Annotated in this window: 14 protein-coding genes and 1 tRNA gene; 5 read left to right on the forward strand and 10 right to left on the reverse strand. The window is 69.3% G+C overall.

Features of this window, described 5'->3' with window-relative positions:
• Window positions 1-33: 33 nt before the first annotated feature.
• Window positions 34-612 (reverse strand): TetR/AcrR family transcriptional regulator, encoded by a 579-nt coding sequence (locus ACIBK4_RS40585; protein ID WP_399003450.1) that lies wholly within the window; start codon window positions 610-612, stop codon window positions 34-36.
• Between the two features lie 148 nt (window positions 613-760).
• Here ACIBK4_RS40585 and ACIBK4_RS40590 point away from each other — a divergent pair, with 148 nt between their 5' ends.
• The 4 genes from ACIBK4_RS40590 to ACIBK4_RS40605 all read left to right on the forward strand — a co-directional run bounded on the left by ACIBK4_RS40590 (window position 761) and on the right by ACIBK4_RS40605 (window position 4130).
• Window positions 761-2221 (forward strand): MFS transporter, encoded by a 1461-nt coding sequence (locus ACIBK4_RS40590; RefSeq protein WP_399003452.1) that lies wholly within the window; start codon window positions 761-763, stop codon window positions 2219-2221.
• A 26-nt stretch (window positions 2222-2247) separates the two neighbouring features.
• Window positions 2248-2994, forward strand: coding sequence for an NUDIX domain-containing protein (locus ACIBK4_RS40595; RefSeq protein ID WP_399003454.1), 747 nt, complete (start codon window positions 2248-2250; stop codon window positions 2992-2994).
• A gap of 87 nt (window positions 2995-3081) precedes the next feature.
• A complete protein-coding gene (locus tag ACIBK4_RS40600; protein WP_399003456.1) occupies window positions 3082-3996 on the forward strand; it encodes a YceI family protein in 915 nt (304 codons plus the stop codon).
• A gap of 60 nt (window positions 3997-4056) precedes the next feature.
• Window positions 4057-4130 (forward strand) — tRNA-Pro (locus tag ACIBK4_RS40605).
• A gap of 56 nt (window positions 4131-4186) precedes the next feature.
• On the opposite strand, the gene ACIBK4_RS40610 is transcribed toward ACIBK4_RS40605, so the two are convergent.
• The 8 genes from ACIBK4_RS40610 to ACIBK4_RS40645 form a co-directional block, all read right to left on the reverse strand.
• Window positions 4187-5095 carry an ROK family protein gene (locus tag ACIBK4_RS40610; protein ID WP_399003458.1) on the reverse strand — a complete coding sequence of 303 codons (909 nt, stop codon included), beginning with the start codon at window positions 5093-5095 and terminating at the stop codon, window positions 4187-4189.
• Window positions 5092-6789, reverse strand: coding sequence for a class I mannose-6-phosphate isomerase (locus tag ACIBK4_RS40615; protein ID WP_399003813.1), 1698 nt, complete (start codon window positions 6787-6789; stop codon window positions 5092-5094). Before ACIBK4_RS40615 ends, ACIBK4_RS40610 begins: the two co-directional genes overlap by 4 nt.
• 29 nt (window positions 6790-6818) lie before the next feature.
• The gene (locus ACIBK4_RS40620) at window positions 6819-7733 is read right to left on the reverse strand and encodes a carbohydrate ABC transporter permease (RefSeq protein WP_399003460.1); all 915 of its coding nucleotides are present in this window, start codon (window positions 7731-7733) and stop codon (window positions 6819-6821) included.
• The gene (locus ACIBK4_RS40625; protein WP_399003462.1) at window positions 7730-8665 is read right to left on the reverse strand and encodes a carbohydrate ABC transporter permease; all 936 of its coding nucleotides are present in this window, start codon (window positions 8663-8665) and stop codon (window positions 7730-7732) included. Before ACIBK4_RS40625 ends, ACIBK4_RS40620 begins: the two co-directional genes overlap by 4 nt.
• Complete coding sequence (locus ACIBK4_RS40630) at window positions 8662-10047, reverse strand: ABC transporter substrate-binding protein (RefSeq protein ID WP_399003464.1); 1386 nt, start codon at window positions 10045-10047, stop codon at window positions 8662-8664. Before ACIBK4_RS40630 ends, ACIBK4_RS40625 begins: the two co-directional genes overlap by 4 nt.
• Before the next feature lie 53 nt (window positions 10048-10100).
• Entirely contained in the window at window positions 10101-11198 is a 1098-nt protein-coding gene (locus tag ACIBK4_RS40635) for an enolase C-terminal domain-like protein (RefSeq protein WP_399003466.1), read from the reverse strand.
• Window positions 11199-11291: 93 nt separating this feature from the next.
• Window positions 11292-14504, reverse strand: coding sequence for a discoidin domain-containing protein (locus tag ACIBK4_RS40640; RefSeq protein ID WP_399003815.1), 3213 nt, complete (start codon window positions 14502-14504; stop codon window positions 11292-11294).
• Window positions 14505-14758: 254 nt separating this feature from the next.
• A complete protein-coding gene (locus ACIBK4_RS40645) occupies window positions 14759-15520 on the reverse strand; it encodes a FadR/GntR family transcriptional regulator (protein WP_399003468.1) in 762 nt (253 codons plus the stop codon).
• A 277-nt stretch (window positions 15521-15797) separates the two neighbouring features.
• Here ACIBK4_RS40645 and ACIBK4_RS40650 point away from each other — a divergent pair, with 277 nt between their 5' ends.
• Window positions 15798-16769 carry an aldo/keto reductase gene (locus ACIBK4_RS40650; protein WP_399003470.1) on the forward strand — a complete coding sequence of 324 codons (972 nt, stop codon included), beginning with the start codon at window positions 15798-15800 and terminating at the stop codon, window positions 16767-16769.
• Between the two features lie 770 nt (window positions 16770-17539).
• Here ACIBK4_RS40650 and ACIBK4_RS40655 read toward each other — a convergent pair.
• Window positions 17540-19192, reverse strand: a complete 1653-nt coding sequence (locus ACIBK4_RS40655; RefSeq protein ID WP_399003472.1) for a glycosyltransferase — start codon at window positions 19190-19192, stop codon at window positions 17540-17542.
• Window positions 19193-19329 lie beyond the last annotated feature (137 nt).

The following is a 19329-nucleotide window of genomic DNA, read 5'->3' on the forward strand; positions in this document are numbered from 1 at the left end:
TTCAGTGGTCCGCGCGTTCCGTCGTTCGCGCGGTCAGTGGTTCGTGCGGACACCGTCCAGTGCGATCGCCAGGACGCGGTCGCGCTGGGCGTCGTCCACGAACTTCGTCCCGGTGACCCCGGCCACCAGGCGCAGCAGATCACCGAAATCCATGTCCGTGCGGGCCGTGCCCGCCTTCTGCGCGCGCTCGAACAGCGGACCGCCCGCCGAGAACATCGACTCGCGGCAGGTCCCGAAGATCTCCGAGTCGTTGTCCAGCGCCTCGCGCACCGCCTGCTTGGTCACCATGTAGCCCGCGAACCGGTTCAGCCACGAGGTCAGCGCCTCCCACGGCTCCTGGTCGGCGACGGACAGGGCGACCTGGCACAGCGCGTTCACCTCGTCCGCGTAGACGCTCTCGAAGAGGGCCCGGCGGGTCGGGAAATTGCGGTACAGGGTGCCGATGCCGACGCCCGCGCGGCGCGCGATGTCCTCCAGCGAGGCCTCCGAGCCGTGCTCCGCGAAGGCCTCGCGGGCGGCGGTCAGCAGGGCGTCGTAGTTGCGGGCCGCGTCTTTGCGATGGGGTCTCTGGGCCGCGACGATCTCGCTGACGGGGAACGGCTGGGCCGTCACGGGTGCCTCCCTGGGGTGGGGCCCGGTTGAACCGGAGGTGTGCCTCCGTTATGGTGGAGGGGTACCTCCACTTTAGCAGTGTGGGCGCGTTCCGCCGTAGAGCAATGCGCGGGCGCACCCCCGTTCGCTTGTTCCGGAGAGGCTCTCGATGCCCCGCAAGTCCTCCCGCCTCACCTTCGCGGTCCTCGCGACCGGTGCGGGCGTGTTCTCCATGCTGCAGTCGCTGATCGCGCCGGCCCTGCCGACCGTCCAGCACGCGCTCCACACCTCCCAGTCCACCGCGACCTGGGTGATGACGGCCTACCTGCTGTCCGCCTCGGTCTTCACCCCGATACTCGGCCGCGTCGGCGACCTGGTCGGCAAGAAGCGCACCCTCGTCGCCGTCCTCCTGGCCGTCCTCGCCGGCTGTCTGATCGCCGCGCTCGCGCCCAACATCGGCGTCCTGATCATCGCCCGGGTCGTCCAGGGCGTCGGCGGCGCGCTGTTCCCGCTGTCCTTCGGCATCATCCGCGACGAGTTCGACGCGTCCCAGGTCCCGGGCAGCATCAGCAACCTGTCCGCCGTGATCGCCGCGGGCGGTGGCGTCGGCATGGTCGCCGCAGGGCCCATCGTGACCGCGCTCGACTACCGTTGGCTGTTCTGGTTCCCCGTCGCCATCGTCGCCGTGACCACCCTCATCGCCGTGCGCTACGTCCCCGAGTCGCCCAACCGCGCCCAGGGGCACGTCAATTGGCTCGGCGCCGTACTCCTTTCGGGCTGGCTGGTCGCCCTGCTGCTGCCGCTGAGCCAGGCAAGCATCTGGGGCTGGGGCTCCGTGCGGGTCGTCGGCCTGTTCGCCGCGGCCGTCGTCCTCTTCGCGGCCTGGCTGTTCTCGGAGGCCCGCTCCCGCAGCCCGCTCATCGACCTGAAGGTGATGCGCCTGCCGTCCGTCTGGACCACCAACACCGCCGCGCTGCTGTTCGGTGCGGGCATGTACGCGATCTGGTCCTTCCTGCCCGGCTTCGTCCAGACCCCGTCGTCCGCCGGCTACGGCTTCGGCGCCAGCGTGACCGCGTCCGGCCTGCTGATGCTCCCGATGCTGATCGCGATGTTCGTCTCCGGCGTGCTCAGCGGCCGCCTGGAACCGATCGTCGGCGCCAAGGCCCTGCTCACCACCGGTGCCGCCCTCGGTGCGGTCGCCTGCACGATCCTCGCCCTCTGGCACGACCAGCAGTGGCAGATCGCCCTGGTGGCAGGCATCTTCGGCCTCGGCATCGGACTCGCCTTCGCCTCCATGGCCAACCTCATCGTCGGCAGCGTCCCGCCCGAGCAGACCGGCGCCGCGACCGGCATGAACGCCAACATCCGCACCATCGGCGGCTCCATCGGCGCCGCGGTGACCAGCGTCCTGGTCACCGGCCACCTCCAGCCCTCGGGCCTGCCCTACGACTCCGGGTACACCCACGGGTTCACGCTGCTGGCGGTGCTGCTCCTCGGTGCCGCGCTGGCCGCGCTCCTGGTGCCGCGACGGTCCGGCCGTAGCGGAGGAAAGACGGTCGGGGGCTCCGAGTCGGCGCTCCTGAAGGCGGAGGAGGAGGCGTCGGTGATGGCTCCCGGCGCCCTCAACTGACCTGTCCCGTATGCCAGCATGACGTGATGATCGAACAGAGTGGGCGGGGTTTTGGCGGGGAACTCCTGGATGTGCGTCGGCTCCGGCTCGTCGAGACCGCCGCTCCTCGGCTCACGCCCGAGGAGCGGCAGGCCATGGACCGGGTGTGGGACGACTTGGTGCGGGTCAACCCGAGTTTCTTCGACGGGCCGGTCCTGGTGTGCGCGGGCGCGGAACGGGAGGGACCGGACGGCCTGACCGTCTCCTGGGCCAGGACGACGTTCCGGCACTTCGCCCTCCGCCGCGTCCCCGGCTGCACCTCGTGGCTCCCGTCCTTCTTCGTCGCCGTCCTCCAACCGGCGGACGACGGGCGCCTGTTGGTCGGTCGCATGTCGAACTCGACCGCGGCGCCCGGGCGTTGGCAGTTGCCGGGCGGCTCGCTCGAACCTCCCGAAGGCGACGAGCCGCTCGACATGAGGGCCCTGCGCCGGCACGCCGCACGGGAGTTGGTCGAGGAGACCGGCATCGACACCCGTCCCGACGACCTCACCTTCTGGAACGTCACCCGCGCGGGCAACGGAAGCATCGGTGTCCTCTTCCGCGCTCCGTCCCTCCCGGAGTCCACGCTGCGCGAGCGGTTCAGGGCGATGGCGGCGGCGGAGCGGGCCCAGGGCCGTGAGCCGGAGCTGGACAACATCTTCCTCATCCACTCGCCGCCCCAACTCCGGCTCATGGTGGGCCCGCACGCGGACTACCTGGCGCCGATCGTCCGTCGCTACGCGGAGACCGGATGAACGGGTGTCTCGATATGAGACACCCGCGGCGGCGGCGATGCCTTCAGGATCGGCAGAGTACGACTGCTGTGAAGAAAGGTGATCACCATGGCCCTCGCACTGCTCCGGCGCTGGCGGCCCCAAGGCGCCTCCGCCACGGCGGCGGGCCTCTCGCTCCCCCTGCCGCCCGGCGCGGGCGGCCTCGGCCGAGAGATCGTCGACCCGATGGGCTCTCCCATGCCGGCCGCCGACGTGACCGTGACGGCCCTGGACTCGCACCGCGTGGCCGCCTCCGGTACGACCGACCCGTACGGCTTCTTCCTCGCGGCCCTGCCGCCCGGCCGCTACAGCCTCCTCGTCTCGGCCCAGGGACTCCAGCCGCACCAGGAGACGGTCGAGATCGTCGCCGGGATCGCCGAGCCCACGGAACGCGTCTGGCTCCAGCCCGGCCGCGCCCAGGAACTCCCGCCGCCCGGCACCTGGCTCTTCGACCCGCCGCACACCGCGATCCGCTTCATCGCCAAGCACGTCGGCATGGCCCATGTGCACGGGCGGTTCGAGCGGTTCCAGGGCGGTATCCAGATCGCCCAGGAAGTCGCCGACTCCCGGGTCCACGTCCGCATCGACGCGTCCAGCATCACCACCGGCAACACCACACGGGACAACCACCTGCGCTCCGGCGACTTCCTCGACGTGGAGCGGTTCCCGTACATCGACTTCGCCAGCACGCGGTTCGCCTACCGGGGCGGCAGCAAGTGGACGCTGCAGGGTTCGCTGACGATGCACGGCGTGAGCCGCTCGGTGAACCTCGACACCACGTATCTGGGCACGGTCAACGGCGGCTACGCCGAGGAACTCCGCTGCGCGGCCCTGGCGACGGCCGAACTGCACCGCGAGGACTACACCCTCAACTGGCGAAGCATGCTGGCCCGGGGCATCGCCGTCGTAGGCCCAACTGTCCAGCTGGAGTTGGACGTCCAGGCGATGTACCGCACCCACGACACCCCGACGCCGCCGAAGTGACCCGCCGTATGCGGTAGGGTTTACCTGCGCGTTCATCCGGCTGACCGGGTGCGGCGCGAGCGGGACGTGGCGCAGCTTGGTAGCGCACTTGACTGGGGGTCAAGGGGTCGCAGGTTCAAATCCTGTCGTCCCGACTGGAGACAGTCGTAGTCCAGGGCCGGTTTCGGAGAAGTCCGAGACCGGCCCTCGGTCATTCTCGGGGACCGGCCGGGGACCCGTCGGGGATCGGCGTCACCGTCGCGCGGGCCGCGCCCACCAGCGCCGCGTCCCCCGCGGAGCCGGCGACTTTCAGCGCGCGGACACGCGGGTCGTCCGGCGGCCAGCCCCCGGTCGCGAGACCGGCGGACAGGGCGGGGGCGACGAGGTCCCAGGAGCGGGCCATGGAGCCTCCGACGACCAGGGCTGTCGCGCCGAAGTCGGCGAGGCGTGGGCCCAGTTCGACGCCCAGGGCGGTGAAGACGTCGGTCAGCACCCGGCGGGCCCGCTCTTCCCCCGCTCTGGCTCGTCCGGCGATGTCGTGGACGTCGGCGGTGGGGTCGCCGTAGCGGGTGAGGATCGCGCGGCGGGAGACCGTGTCCTCCAGGGGGCGGCCGGCGATCTCGGTGAGGTCCATGCGGCCCTCGGGGGGTATGCCGGGACCGTGGTCGCGGATGCGGCCGTCGGCCAGGAACGCCGAGCCGACGCCGGTGCCGAGTGTGATGCCCACCGCGCGGCGATGTCCGCTGACGGTGCCCGCGGACCACTCGCCGGCGAGGAAGGCGTGGGCGTCGTTGAGGAACACGATGTCGCCGGGGCGCTGCCGGAGTCCGTGGAGGAGTGCTGCTCGGACGTCCGTCCCGTACAGGGCGTCGAACTTGCCCACGCCCCGGAAAAGGGCGACCCCCTTCGCGTAGTCGAACGGTCCGGGTACCGCCACGCCCCACCGCGCACCAGGAGGCACCGGCAGTTCGTCGGCGCAGTACCGGACGGTGGCGAGGATGTCAGCGGCATCGCCGTCCGCGTCGAGCGGTTTGCGCGTACGGCTGGTGACCCGGCCGCCGAGCGGGTCGACGAGCGCCGCGGTGACGTGGGTGCCGCCGATCTCCAGGACTGGGATCAACGGACCAACGCCTTCACGACCCGCACCGGACCGCCACCGGCTGCCGCTCGCAGGGTGTACGCGCCTACCGCGGCCGGCACGGTCAGTGTTTCCGCATAGGCCAGTTCGTGGCGGTCCCCTGCCGCCGTGTGCACGGTGACGCCTTCGCCCTCCACCACGTTCAGGATGTGGAACCGGCCCTGTGTGTCGTCGGCCGCCTCGGCTCCGGCGTCCAGCACGAACCTCCTGACCTCGTAGAACATCTCGGGCAGCACGCCGATGACCTCCTCCCGCCAGCCGGTGCCTTCGCGCAGGGTGCGGGGTTCCTGAATCAGGTCACGGGCCACTGCCTCCCCGCGCCGTCCGGTCTCCAGGTTGGCGAAGCCGTGTTCGTAGGGGAGGGGGCGCGGGTTGCCGTCGGCGCCGGGGCGCAGCCAGTCGTAGAACCTCAGGCTGTATAGGTAAGGGGTGGCGCTGATCTCCAGTACGAGGTTGCCCGCGCCGCTCGCGTGTGGGGTGCCTGCCGGGATCATGAACAACTGGCCCTGTTCGGCGGGGAAGGGCAGGACGTGGTCCTCGGGGTCCATGGGGACTCCGTCGGTGATGGCCCGCTCCACCTCCTTGCGGAAGACGTCCACGTCGGCGTCCTCGCGCAGGCCGAGGAAGACCTTGGTGTCGGTGCTGCCGAGGGTGAGGTAGTACGTCTCGTGCTGGGTGTACGACCAGCCGAAACGCTCGCGCATGTACGACTCCTTGGGATGGCAGTGCACGGAGAGGCTGCCGCCGCCGACGGTGTCCAGGTAGTCGAAGCGGATCGGGAAGGACGTGCCGAAGCGGGCGTGCGCCTCCACCCCCAGCACGCTCAACGGTTCGAGCGTGCACAGGAGTTGGAACGGCACCTCGGCCTGAGCCTCCGGTCCGGTGCCGATGAGGATGCCGGCCTCGGGGGCGATCAGTTCGTAACCGAGCGCTGTGTTGCGCGAGGTGGGGTTGAAGCCGAGCTCGCGCTGGGCCCAATGGCCGCCCCAGGGTGTGGAGTTGAAGTACGGGCGGGTGCGGACCGGCTTGCGGGACAGGGCCGTGTACGTGGCGCGCAGGCCTGCTCCGTCGATCCACGCCGGGTGGTCGGGGTGCTGCATGTCGAGCCAGGCGTCGAGGTGGGGTGCCAGTGCGTCGCGGTGGCGGTCGAGCATCGGCCAGTCGATGTAGAAGAGCCGCCTGAAGTCTGGCTTCTCGCCCGGCAGTCCGAGGTTGGCGCCCACCTCGCCCGCGCCGACGGCGGCCTCGGCGTAGCGCTTGGGGACATCGGCGTACCAGAGCAGGTCGTGCTCCACGAGGGCTGCGCCGGGGCCGTGGATGAGGAGTAGTCCCGCCTGCGGTGGTGTGGGTGCCGGGAGGGTCTCGAAGAGGTCGTCCAGGGAGTTGTCGGCGAGCTTGCGGAAGTAGGGGTCGTCGGCGTCCGCGAGTCGTTCGGTACGGCTTCTGATGTGTGCCGGGGGTGCGTAGTGGCTCCGGATGTCGAGCAGGGTGACGGGGATGCCGCGGCCGGTCAGCTCGTGCGCGAGGCGATCGGCCAGGAGGGACCAGTCGACGGACGGGGGGCCGTCGACGGCCAACACCGCTGGGCCGGTGGGGAGTTGGGAGGCCACCGCCTGCCAGCCCATGTGGAACGCGGCCTGCGGGGCGGGGGCGTAGCGCGGGTCGAGCCGGTACACGCGGTCTCCTTCGGCGGGCAGGGCGCTGCTCATTCCTTGCTCGATCCGGCGAGCATCCCGGACACCAAGGTGCGCTGCGAGAAGACGAAGAGCACCAGCACGGGCAGGATGGCGATGAGGATGGCCAGGGCGAGTTCGGGGATGGTGACGTTCAGGCCGGCGCCGGCGACGGGGTTGAACGACGGTGTGGAGGTGAGGAGTTGGTTCAGGCCCACCTGGACGGGGAACTGCTCGCTGTTCGGCAGGACGAGGTAGGGCAGGAAGAAGTTGTTCCAGTTGCCCACGAAGCTGAAGAACGCGACCAGTCCGACCACCGGTTTGGCGAGCGGGAGCGCGATGCGGGCGAAGAGCTGCCACTCGGTGCAGCCGTCGATGCGCGCGGCGGACAGCAGGTCCCTGGGGAGGCTGCTGCCGAAGTAGATGTAGACCAGGTACACGCCGAACGGATAGAAGGAGAAGGGGAGTATCACCGACCAGACGGTGCCGATGAGATGGAAGCGGTTGAGCTCCAGGAAGATCGGCAGCACCAGGGTGGCCTGCGGCATGATCATGGTGACCAGGGTGATCACGAGGAGCGTCTTGCGGCCCCGGAACTTCGTCAGGGCGAGGGCGTAGCCGGCCGGGACGCTGACGGCCAGCGTCAGGACGAGTGAACCGCCCGAGTAGATGGCCGAGTTGAGCAGCCACCTCGTCATGGCGCCGTCCTGGAAGGCGAACAAGTGCCGCCAGGCCGTGCCTATTTGATGGAATGAGCCGAAGGAGAGCGGGTTGTCCCGCACGACTTCGCCTGCGGTCTTCGACGGGGCCAGCAGCAGCCAGATCACCGGCAGCGCGAAGAACACCAGGAGAAGGGCCAGGAGCAGGCCAACGATCAGGAAGGGAAGGCTCCTTGACGGGTGGACGCGTCGCCTCACGGCCGTCAGGAAGAGAGTCGTCTGTGTCATTTCTCGTCCAACGTGAACAGGTTCGAGCGGGCGACCAGGAGACCGGCGGCCACGAGACCCACGGCGAGGAGGACGACGGAGATGGCGGCGGCGCCGTTGAAGTCGCCCTGCTGGAAGGCGTAGACGTAGGCCAGTTGGTTCGGCGACCAGGTGGGGCTCACCCTGCCGAGGCTGGCGGTCTGGAGGAGTTGGGGCTCGACGAACAGCTGGGTGCCCGTCGCGAAGGCCATGATCGTCATGTAGACGATCCACTGCCTGATCATCGGGATCTGGATGTGCCAGGCGGTGCGCCACGGGCCGGCGCCGTCCATGCGGGCCGCTTCCAGGACCTCGTCGGGGATGTTGTTCAACGCTCCGTACATCACGACCATCCAGCCTCCCGCGCCGGTCCAGAAGGCGATCAGCATGAGGATCAGCGGCAGGTTGCCGGGGGCCAGGACGGCGGCGAACGTCTTGAACCCCAGAGCGGTCAACAGCCGTGACACCGGGCTGACATCGGGGTCCAGCATGAACAGCCAGACCAACACGCTCGCCACTCCGGCGAGGGCGCCGGGGATGTAGTAGAGGAAGCGGAAGAGCGCCGAGGTGCCCGGACGTACGCGGCTGCGCAGGATCACAGCGGTCAGTACGACCAGGACGACGAGCGTCACCAGCCACAGGACCAGGTAGATCAGCATGTGGCTGAAGGCCGGGGCGAAGCGGTAGTCCTGGACGACCTTCACGAACTGGTTGAGGCCGGTGAACTGGCCCCGGTCGTTGGTGAGCGACAGGTAGAACGCGTACCCGGTGGGGAAGACGCCGAACGCGAGCAGCAGCAGCGCGTAGCCGGCGACGAAGTAGTAGCCCGCGCGACCGCGGCCCTTGCGCCGCCGCTGTGCGGTGCGGCGGCGCAAGGGGGAGACGGCGACGCGCTCGGTCTCCAGCAGGGTCACTGATCGACCACCTTGTAGCCCTGGGTCCTGGCCTCGTTGGCGATCTCCCGCTGCCAGGCCGGCAGCGTCTCGGTCAGGCTCTTTCCGGCGGTCAGAGCCGGGAGGACGACGCTGGACCAGGCCGTGGAGTCCGAGAACCGGGTGTTCGACCAGCCGGTCCACACCTCGTTCGCGGCCTGCTCGAACGGCCCGCTCACGTCATTGGCGAAGTAGTCCTTGTTGGCCGGGTTGGCCAGCCACGCCTTCGCGGCCTGCGCGTAGGCCGGATACGTGGGCGCGGTCGCCTGGTTCGCGTCGGAGGTGGTCAGCCAAGTGACCAGATCCGTGGACGACTTGAGGTTGGCGCTGTGCGAGGACACCATCCACACACCGCCGCCCACGTTGCCCGTGGCGGCCGTGCTCTCGCCCTGCCAGGTCAGCGGGGGCGCGGCGGCGATCTGCTTGGCCGGAGTCTTGAAGCCGGCCTTGAAGAGGTACTGGCCGTACCACGAAGGGCCGTACGCCATAAGGACTTTGGAGCCGCTGTCCTTGGCGAAGCCCTGGCTGAAGAAGCCCTGGGTGGCGATGGCCTTGGCGCTGATCAGGTGGTCCAGCAGCGTCGCCATCCGCGTGCATTTCGGGTCGGCCAGGTCGGTGCGCAGGGTGTCCGGCTTCGTCAGGCTGAACGCGGGGCACTGGCCCGACCAGAAGTACGACTCATGGGAGTTGGTGTCGCCGACCGAGCCGACGAGGTAGCCGGGGTGCTCCTTGGCGACCTTCGTGCCGAGGGCCTCGTACTGCTGCCATGTGGTGGGGACCTGGTAACCCCACTTGTCCATGAGGGACTTGTTGTACCAGAGGACGACCTGCGCGATGTCGTTGCGCATGCAGTAGGTGTGGCCGTTGAACTGACAGGGCGTCAGAGAGCCCTTGGCGAAGCCGTCCAGCGTGCTCTGCGGGACGAGCTTGTCGTCCAGGGGCGCGGCGAACGGCTGCGCGCCGGGCTTGGTGGCCTTCGACGCCCAGGTCACGTCGGTCGGATTGCCGAACACCACGTCGGGCCAGCCGCTGCCGGTCCGGTCGAACAGCTGCACCTTCGACTGGAGATACGTCGATCCGTCGGCCCCGCCGTCGTACGTGACGATCTTCATCTTCACGTCCGGGTGCGCCTTCTGGTACGCCTGCACCGACGGCAGCCGGGTCGAGTCGGCCCACACCGTGATCTGTGAACCGGCCTTCTGCGCGGCCGACTTGAACGTCGGTGAGGCGGAGGAGGACTGGGTGGTGGTGTCGGCGCTGGCGCAGCCGGCCAGGGCGGCCGCGGTGGCCAGGGACAGCGTGAGTGCCGCCGTGCGGAGCAGCGCGTGCCGCCGGCCGGATCTCGGAGATCGGGAAGACTCCATCGTCTTGCCTTGCCTTTCTGTTCTTGCGCGGGTCGGCTCTGTTCTGGTGCCGGTCAGCGCGGCTGCTCGACGAACGGCAGGAGCTCGTCGCCGTAGCCGAAGTCGAGGGGGAGGGCTATGCCGGGCCCCGCGGGCGCGTGCACCAGGCCGTGGGCGTCCACGTGGCGCTCACGGACGACGTCCACCGAGGTCACCAGGGACTCGTAGTAGGTGGTGTTGGAGATGGCCATGCACAGGTGATGGTTGGGAATGTCCGAACCGTGCACCTCGGCCCGCAGCCGGTAGGCGTCGGCCAGATGCGCGGTGCGCATGGCGCCGGTGATACCGCCCCGGAGGGTGGTGCCGGTCCGGACGCCGAAGGTGGCGGCACCGGACCGGATGAAGTCCGCCGCGTTCATGTGCGCTCCGTCGGAGGTCTCCGCCACCAGCAGCGGTACGTCGACGGTCTCGGCGAGCCGCTGATAGGCCGAGATGCTGAACTCGCGGATCGGCTCCTCGTACCAGAGGTAGTCGGCCTCCGAGAGCGCCCGCCCCAGCCGGATCGCGTCGGGCAGGTCGAAGCCCGCCGAACCGTCGTACATCAGCGGGACATCGGGACCGACGTGCGCGCGCAGGGCCAGGCACAGGTCCGCGTCCCGGCGGGCGTCGCCCCAGGCGTGCAGTTTGATCCCGCGATACCCCAGCCCCAGGCACTGGTCCGCCACGTCGAGGAACTCCGCCGTACTGGAGAACGTCGAGGTGGAGGCGTACGCCGGGATGGCGTCCCGGAAACCGCCGAGCAGACGCCAGACCGGCTCGCCGTGGTAGCGGCCGGCCAGGTCCCACAGGGCGATGTCGATCAACCCCAGGGTGGGGAGCGGGAGTTCGTGGATACGGTCCAGCTCCCACACCCGGTGCCACAGCCACTCCCGCTGGAACGGGTCGGCTCCGAGCAGCTCCGCACGGAAGACCCGGTCCACCAGGTCCCGCAGGGTGGCGTGGGCGCCGGGACGGGCGAACACGGCCACGCCCTCGGCACCCTCGTCCGTCCCGATGCGCAGGACCGCGCCGTCGCCCGCCGGAGCGCTTCCGCTCAGCCCGTCACGCCAGCGGAAGGGCGGACTGGCCGGCGGAACATCGATCCGGTGTACTTCGACATGGGTGATCTTCATCCTGGCTTTCGTCTTCTGTAGGAGATCTGCGGGGAGAAAGGTTTCGGCTCGGATGCGGAGCACTCAGTCGCGGAGTACTCGTCCGCGGAGTGCTCAGAAGCCGCCGTACGCCTGGAGCGCGTAGATGCTGCCGCCGTTGCCGCTGGAACCGGTGACGGTCAGGCGCAGGTAGCGCGTGGTGACGGGGGTGTCGGCGAAGGCGTAGTCGGTCCGCGCGGTGGTGTTCTCGGCGGTGTGGTCCTCGAACGTCGACCAGTTCTGGCCGTCGGTGGAGTACTCCAGGCGGAACTTGTAGCCGCTCGGCAACTCGAAGGTGGTGACCACGGCGGAGACGGCGGTGTCCTTGCCGAGGTCGACCTGGAGCCAGGAGGGATCGGGCAGTCCCAGGCCCTGCGCCCAGCGGGTCGACGGATCGCCGTCGACCGCCTTCGCCGGGGCGTAGCCCACCGACTCGGAGGACGCGGTCGCCGTCCGGTTCAGGGCCAGGTCGTTGTCTGCCGGTGTGGTGACGACGGTGGCCTTGCTGGCGGGGGAGGCGTTCAGCGCCTCGTCGCGCGCTACGACGGTGAAGGAGTACTGCGTGTCGGCGGTGAGACCGGAGACCCGCAAGGTCGTGGCGTCGGTGACACCGATCCGCTTGCCGTCCTGGTAGACGACGTAGCTGGTCACGCCGGTGTCGTCGGTGGCCGCGGGCCAGCTGACGTCCACCAGTCCGGGGAGCAGTGGCTTCACCGTGGGCTGTCCGGGGGTGGTCGGGGCCGTGTGGTCCGTGACGGTCCTCGGAGTGCCGTAGACCTGGAAGTCGTAGATGCTGCCGCCGTTCCAGCTGGAGCCGGTGACGGTCAGGCGGACGAAACGGCCCGTGACCGGGGTGTCCGTGTGGACGTAGTCGGTCGCCGCCGTGGTGTTCGTGGCGGTGCGGTCCGCGAGGGTCTTCCAGTGGACCTCGTCGGGGGAGACCTCGATGCGGTACTTGTATCCGCTGGCCTTCTCGAAGGTCGTGATGGCGCCGTTCACGTCGTACGACGCACCGAGATCGACCTGGATCCAGGACGGGTCGGGCAGGCCGAGGCCCTGGGCCCAGCGGGTGGAGAGGTCTCCGTCGACCGCCTTCTCGGGGGTGTTGGTCTCCGAGTACGACGACGCGGTGATCGGCTTCTTGAGGGCGAGGTCCGTGCCCGAGGGCATCGTGACGTGCAGGGTCGGACTGGGATCGGACTCGTTGCCGGCGGCGTCACGGGCGGTGATGCGGAAGGCATACGTCTTTCCGGCGGTCAGGCCCGGGAGGCGTACCGAGGTGGTGCCGGTGGCGCTGACCAACTTGCCGTCGCGGTAGACCGAGTATCCGGTGACGGCGGTGTCGTCGGTGGAGGCGGGCCAGGCGAGGTCCGCGATCGTCGGGAAGTCCGTGACCGCGCTCGGGGTGCCGGGGCTGCTGGGCGCCTGGTGGTCGGGGACGGCGGGGCCGGGGTCGAGGTGGCGGTAACTCGGTTGCAGGCCCGCGTTGTTGACGATGGAGGCGGGCAGTTGGGCGCAGGAGTCCACGGTGGTGTTGCCGGTGATGGTGCTGCCCGTGCTGTTGGCCTGGGCGGAGTAGGCGGGCTGGGTGGTGAAGTTGCCGGTGGCGTCGATGTCCATGCCGTGGTTGAGGAACAGCCACTGGTAGGCGATGTCGCACAGGGCGTTGCCGGTGTTCGTCCAGTACCGGCTGCCCTCGTCGTGGTAGATCGCGCCGTAGGCGGGCGGTGGGGTGCCGTGGATGTAGTTACCGGACACCAGGCCGCCGGGGTTGGAGCTCAGCGTGTAGATGGCGCCACCGTCGGCCTGCGACTTCATGATGTCGTAGATCTCGTTGTCCGTGACCTGGGTGTCCCGGCTGGTCGTGGGGGTGTCCCAGATCGGTACGCCCAGATTCCCGGGGGAGTAATTGCTGTTGCCGCCCTGGTCGGTGAGGCCCCAGCCCCAGCCGACGGAGATGCCGGTGTAGGGCAGGTCGTAGACCTTGTTGTGGGTGATCGTGGTGTGGTCGGTGTAGCCGGCCAGGATGCCGATGGAGCCGTTGTACTGGTCGGCGACCTGGGTGACCACGTTGTTGTCGACCCTGGTGTCCTTGGTGATGTCCCGGGGGTCGTCCGGGTGGGCGTCGATCACCGCGACCCCGCCTATCTGGATGCCGGTGGCGGCGATCTCGCGGAAGACGTTGCCCGTGATGTCGGTGCCCTGGGTACCGGTGTTCAAGTTCAGCCCGACCGCGCCGAGATGGGTGAAGGTGTTGCCCTCGAAGTCGATCCCGTGGCCGTAGTCGACGTTCACGGCACCCGGCGTCTTCTGCCACTTCAGACGGGTCGCGTCGAAGGTGGGGTCGTTGCCGACCATCCGGAAACCGGCCTGGCCCTCGATGAGGCCCTCGGACGAACTGGGCGCGAGCCAGGTGGAGTTGGAGAAGGTGATGCCCCGGAACGACACGTTGCTGACCGGGGCGGTCCGGGTGCCATTGAGGTCCACCAGGTCCTGTACCAGCGGCACGGTGACGGTCGAAGTGGAGAGATTCTGACCGGACTTGGGCATGTAGTAGATCTCGCCCGCGCCCTTGTCCAGGTACCACTCACCGGGCGTGTCCAGCAGCTCGCGGGCGTTCTCCAGCCAGGTCGGGTTCTGGATCTCCTGGCCCTGCTGGAGATGCGCGTTGTGCCAACAGGGCTGCTGCATCGTCATCTTGAAGTCGGCGATCGACTGCACGGGGCAGCGCATCAGCTTCCAGCCCCAGGAGTTGACGACCTCCAGGTCCGAAGGACGCTTGTAGGCATTGAGGGCGGGGTCGGTGAAGGTGTATCCGGTGGACGTCTGGCTGAAGCCGGCGGGGTTCTTGCCGCTGCGCGCCCGGGTCTCCAACTCGCCGTCCACATACAGCTGTCGGGCGTCGATGGCACCGACCTTGGCCTTGTAGACCTTCCCCGCCGAGTCGGCCGGGGTCCAGCCGGTGACCTGCCTGCCCCCGCTGATCACCGGGTGTGCGCCGGGGGCGGCCTCGTAGAAGATCCGGTGTCCGTCGCGGCCCGAGTCCCGGGCGGTCAGGGCGAACGTACGGCTGAGTTGATAGGTGCCGGACATGAGCCGGACGTGGATGTCGCCCTTGGCCTTCTGCTTGACGTCGCGTACGTAATCCCGCGCGTGGTCAAGGGACTTGAAGGGGTGGGCGGCGGTTCCCGAACCCACGTCGCGGCCGGTCGGGGAGACGTAGACATCGAGGTCCGGCGACGGGGGAGCCGCCTGGGCCGGCACGGCGTTCAGCAGGGCGGCTGCCATCGCGGCCACCGAGAAGGCGGCCGTGAAGGCGGAGGGGAAACTTCTTCGCAGCGGCACGAAGGCGCCCCTGCGCGCAGACGGATGAGACACACGTATCCAATCGCCTGAGGGAGGTTGAGTACCTGGAAGTCGAGTACCTGCACGTCGAATGCCTGCACGTCGAGTACCTGCAAGTCCCGGTCGTCCACCGGGACTTGAGGGCGTCGGGCGGCCCGAGCGCTGTGCCGGTGCGGCACAGGCGGGGGCGGCCGGTTCTACGAGGCCGGCGCCTCCGGAGAGGGCGGCTGAGCCTCGGGACTGAACAGCCGGTCGCGGATCTTGTTCTCGAACTGGCTCTGGGTGGTGGCGATGTGTTCCACCATCAGTTGCTCGGCGAGATCGGCCGCCCCCGCGGCGACCGCCTCCGCTATGGCCACATGCTGATGCGCGGCGACTTCCAGCGATCCGGGCACGTCACCGTGGAAGAGCAGTACGTCGGACTGGGCTGCCAGGCGCCGTACACCGGCGACGCTCGCCCTGAGAAACACGTTGTGCGAGGCGGCGCCCACCGCGTCGTGGAAGGCCGCGTCCGCCTTGGCGAAGGTGTCGACGTCGTGCATCGTGGCCGCCGTCAGGGAGCTCTCCGCGCTCTCCCGGATGGCCCGGACTTCGATCGGGGTGGCGTGGGAGGCGGCACGGCGGGCCGTCTCCGACTCGATCACCTTGCGGTAGTCCAGAAGCATGCGGACGTCTTCCATGCCGGTCGGCCGGAAGTGCGACAGCTCGTCGTCCAGCAGCCCGCCGACCGAGGCGGCGACGAAGATGCCGGCGCCTCGCCGCACGGTGAGCCGGCCGATGGCGGCCAACACCTTCACGGCCTCGCGGGTGACGTTGCGGGACGCGCCCAGGATCTGGGCCAGGCCCTGTTCGGTGGGGAGGCGGTCGCCGGGCCGCAGGTTCTGCTGGGCGATGTACTCCAGCAGTTGCTCCGCGACCAGTTCATATCCCGGTCGGTAGGCCGGTGTTGAGTCGCCCAAGGCGAACCCCCCTCTTGCGTCACAAATCTTGCGCCATGAGTCTCGCGCCACGAATGAATCAGGTTCATTTTCCGGGGTCAATATGGCACCGCTGTTGTGAGTTGGGAAGAGATCGGACAGATCTCGACCCGGAGGTCTGTGCAGACACTGATAAAACGCCACCAACTAGGCACTTCTCTCAGGGTGTTGCGCGAAATGGATCCCATCCTTAGGGTCCTGGCTGCCGGATGAAGCAGATCCTTCTCTATGCGGCGAGGGCCGTGGAAGCGGGAATCTCATGAGGGCACGCCCACTTGGTCGGACAAGCGTCCGGGTCGGCACGCTGGGATTCGGTGCCGCCCCCATCGGCAACCTCCACAGCGCGATCGACGACCGCCAGGCGCAGTTGACCCTTGAGGCCGCCTGGGACGTGGGGGTGCGTTACTACGACACCGCCCCGCACTACGGCCTCGGCCTGTCCGAACGGCGGCTCGGCGACGCCCTCGCGCACCGTCCGCGGGGGGAGTTCACCCTCTCCACCAAGGTCGGCCGACTGCTGGAACCCCACCCGGCACCCACCGGATCCGACCTGACGGCAGGCGGCTTCGCCGTACCCGACACGCTGGTCCGCCGCCCCGACTACTCACGGGACGGTGTCCTGCGAAGCCTGGAGGACAGCCTGAAACGCCTGCGCCTCGACCATGTGGACATCGTCTACGTCCATGATCCCGACGACCACTTGGACGCCGCCCTCGGCCACACCCTGCCCGCGTTGACCGCCCTGCGCGACCAAGGCGTCATCGGTGCCGTCGGTGTCGGCGCGAACACGGTCGCCCCGCTGCTGCGTGTCGTCGCGGAGGCGGACGTCGACGCCGTGATGGTGGCCGGGCGGTGGACCCTCCTCGACCGTACAGCCCGTCCCTTGCTGGACGCGTGCGCCGAACGCGGGGTCGCGGTGGTGGCCGCCGCACCGTTCAACTCCGGTCTGCTGAGCCGCACTTATCCTGCGAGTGACGCCACCTTCGACTACGGCCCGGCGTCGGAATCGGCACTGCGTCGCGCCCGGCACCTCGCCGAGGTGTCCGCGCGACACGGCACCGCCCTCCCGCACGCTGCCCTGCGCTTTCCGCTGCGCGATCCCGGGGTGGCCTGCGTGGTGGCGGGGTTCCGTACCCCGGAGGAGGTCGTGTCCGCCGCCTGCTGGGTTGCCACGGATCTGACCGAGGAGGCGTGGGTGGACCTCGACATGGTGGCAGCTCGGGCGGCTTAAGTCCCGCCGTCTTAGCCGCAGTTGAGGGTGCGTGGAGTATGAGCGACCGAAGGCGCCGACGAGACCTCGCGGATACGGAACGGCTACCGCCGAGCGGGTCGGGGAGCCGACCGGGCTGCAGATTCGCGACGGCCGGCAACTGGACGTTCCGTTGCCCAGGTGAGACCGGTCGGGGAGTTGCCCGGGTGGGACCGGGTGGGCCAGAGATGGGCCCCGGCCTCCGGTGCCGGTTGTCGGACCGGGAGTTGGGTCCGGTCCGGGACACGGGTTCCCGGACCGGGGGCGAGCTCTGACCTCCGATGCCGGTTCCCGGACTGGAGGCGAGCTCTGACCTCCGATGCCGGTTCCCGGACTGGAGATGGGCTCCGACCTCCGACCCTGGTTGGCGGACTGGATGTGGGCACTGGCCTCTGGCCCTGCTTCCCGGACCGGGAGTTGGGCCCGGTCCGGGACACCGCTTTCCGGACCGGAGGCGAGCTCCGACCCCGGATGCCGGTTCCCGTACCGGAGGTGGGCCCACCTCCGACCTTGGTTGCCGTACCGGAGGTGGGCCCCGGCCCCCGACCCTGCTTCCCGTACCGGGATCAGGCCGGCTTCCGCTACCCCGGCCCCCGATCCTGGTTGCCGGACGGGAGGTGGGCCCCGGCCCCCTGCTCAGGTTCCCGGATCGGAGGTGGGACCGGCCCCGACCTCGCTTCCCGGACCGGGATCAGGCCCGGCCCCCGACCCAGCTTCCCGGACCGGAGGTGAGGGCCCGGCCCCGGTTCCTGCTACCCCAGCATCCACCCCTCCGCCCGTCGCGCCGTGGCGCGGATGTTCTTGCGGGCGCCCGGTGGAAGGCGTCGCAGCACCTCGCGGACGCCGTGCCGTAGGCGGTGGTCGGCGGTGGTGCGCAGCAGGACGCGGCGGGTGGTGCCGATTCGGCCGGGTGTGCCGACGGTGAGCCGGAGTTGGCCGCCGGGGCCGGCCCAGGTGGGGGAGACGAGACGCGAGGGTGTGCCGACGGCGACGGTGCCGAGGAGGATGCGGGTGCCGCCCGGCGCGGCGGCCAGCCGGGGGCGGCGCCCGACGCCCAACAGCTGTGCGCTGGCCCAGACTTGATAGGCACCGGGGTTCATCGGCGCGTCACCGGCAAGGGTCAGCGGGTCGATGACCGTCTCGCCGGAGACGACGACCCGGTGGACGTTTCCGCCGAGCGGTTCCAACGTCGGCGTCAACTCCCCTTCGGGATACCACCAGTGGTTGTCCGCGGTGTCGTGCACGATGAGTTCCCCATACGCGTGCGAGAAGGGATCGGGGACCTCCCAGTTCTCCGCTCCCCTTATGCCGTCGAGGAGTTGGGGGTCGAGGAACATCCGGCCGTCGCGCTCCACGAGGGTCAGCGGTTCGCCGTCGCCCCGGACCATGCCGACCCGGGTCCGGATCACCAGCTTGTCGTTGCGCCAGCGCAGGTCGTCCACCTCGACGTGCGCCCTGATCTGCTCGGTGCGGCGGGCGAGTTCGACAAGCGAGTCCAGCCGGTCCTGCACGAGCAGTTCCGCCCGTAGGCGGCTGATCGCCGGGAGTCCTTCGCTCACCCCCGGCGGATAACTCGTCATCGCCATCCGGCGGACGGTGGTGAAGTACTCCTCCAGGTCCTTGCCCTTGCGCCGCAGTATGCGCGGTTCACTCACCGGCCGTAGCAGCTCCACGCGGTACGAACGGCGCAGCAGCCGGTCCTGCAAATCCCCCGGCGGGGTGCCCTCCTTGATCGCCTCCACGACCTTGTCCAGGTGGCCGTAGTAGTCGTCGGCGGTGATGCGGCGACTGCTGTTGTTGCCGCCGTCCTCACGCCGATTCCATTGGTAGCAGGGGTAGTTGCCGAGGATCGACACGGTCTTGGCCCGTACGTAGGTGCGCGCCATGAACAGCTGGTCCTCCAGCCTGACCCGCCCCTCCGGGAAGCGGATCCCGTGTTCGCGCAGGAAGTCCCGGCGGAACATCTTGTGCGGCGTCAGGCTTTCGATGAGCGGTGCGTCGGCGACGGTGCACCGCTCGACCGTCCGCTTGAACACATTACTGGGCCCCTGCATCGTCCCGTGCACCTTGCCCAGCACGATGTCCGACCCGTTGCGCTCCGCCAGCGCGTACAGCCGCTCCAGCGCCTCGTACGACAACTCGTCGTCCTGGTCCACGAATTGGACGTACTTCCCCTTGGACCGGTCCACCCCGACGTTCCGCGGCTTGCCCGGCCAGCCGGAGTTCTCCTGCCGGTACACCCGCACATGTGGATGCGCCTCGGCCAGCCGGTCGAGCCGCTCGGCGGAGTCGTCCGTCGACCCGTCGTCGACGTACACGACCTCGTACGCGTCCGCCCCCAGGCTCTGGTTGACCAGCGACGGCGCACAACGGTCAATGTACGAACCGGCGTTGTAGATGGGCACGACAACGCTTACCTTGATCAAAATATCCCCCCCCGGGACAAGTGTTGTTGCCCTACGAGACACTTGTTGTTGGGGATAAGTTGTACGGCTCTTGGGGTGAACCTTACGGAGTGTGCGCGGGCCCCGAGGGGCACGGC

Origin of the sequence: Streptomyces sp. NPDC050528 (assembly GCF_044457795.1) — a bacterium.
Classification (GTDB): domain Bacteria; phylum Actinomycetota; class Actinomycetes; order Streptomycetales; family Streptomycetaceae; genus Streptomyces.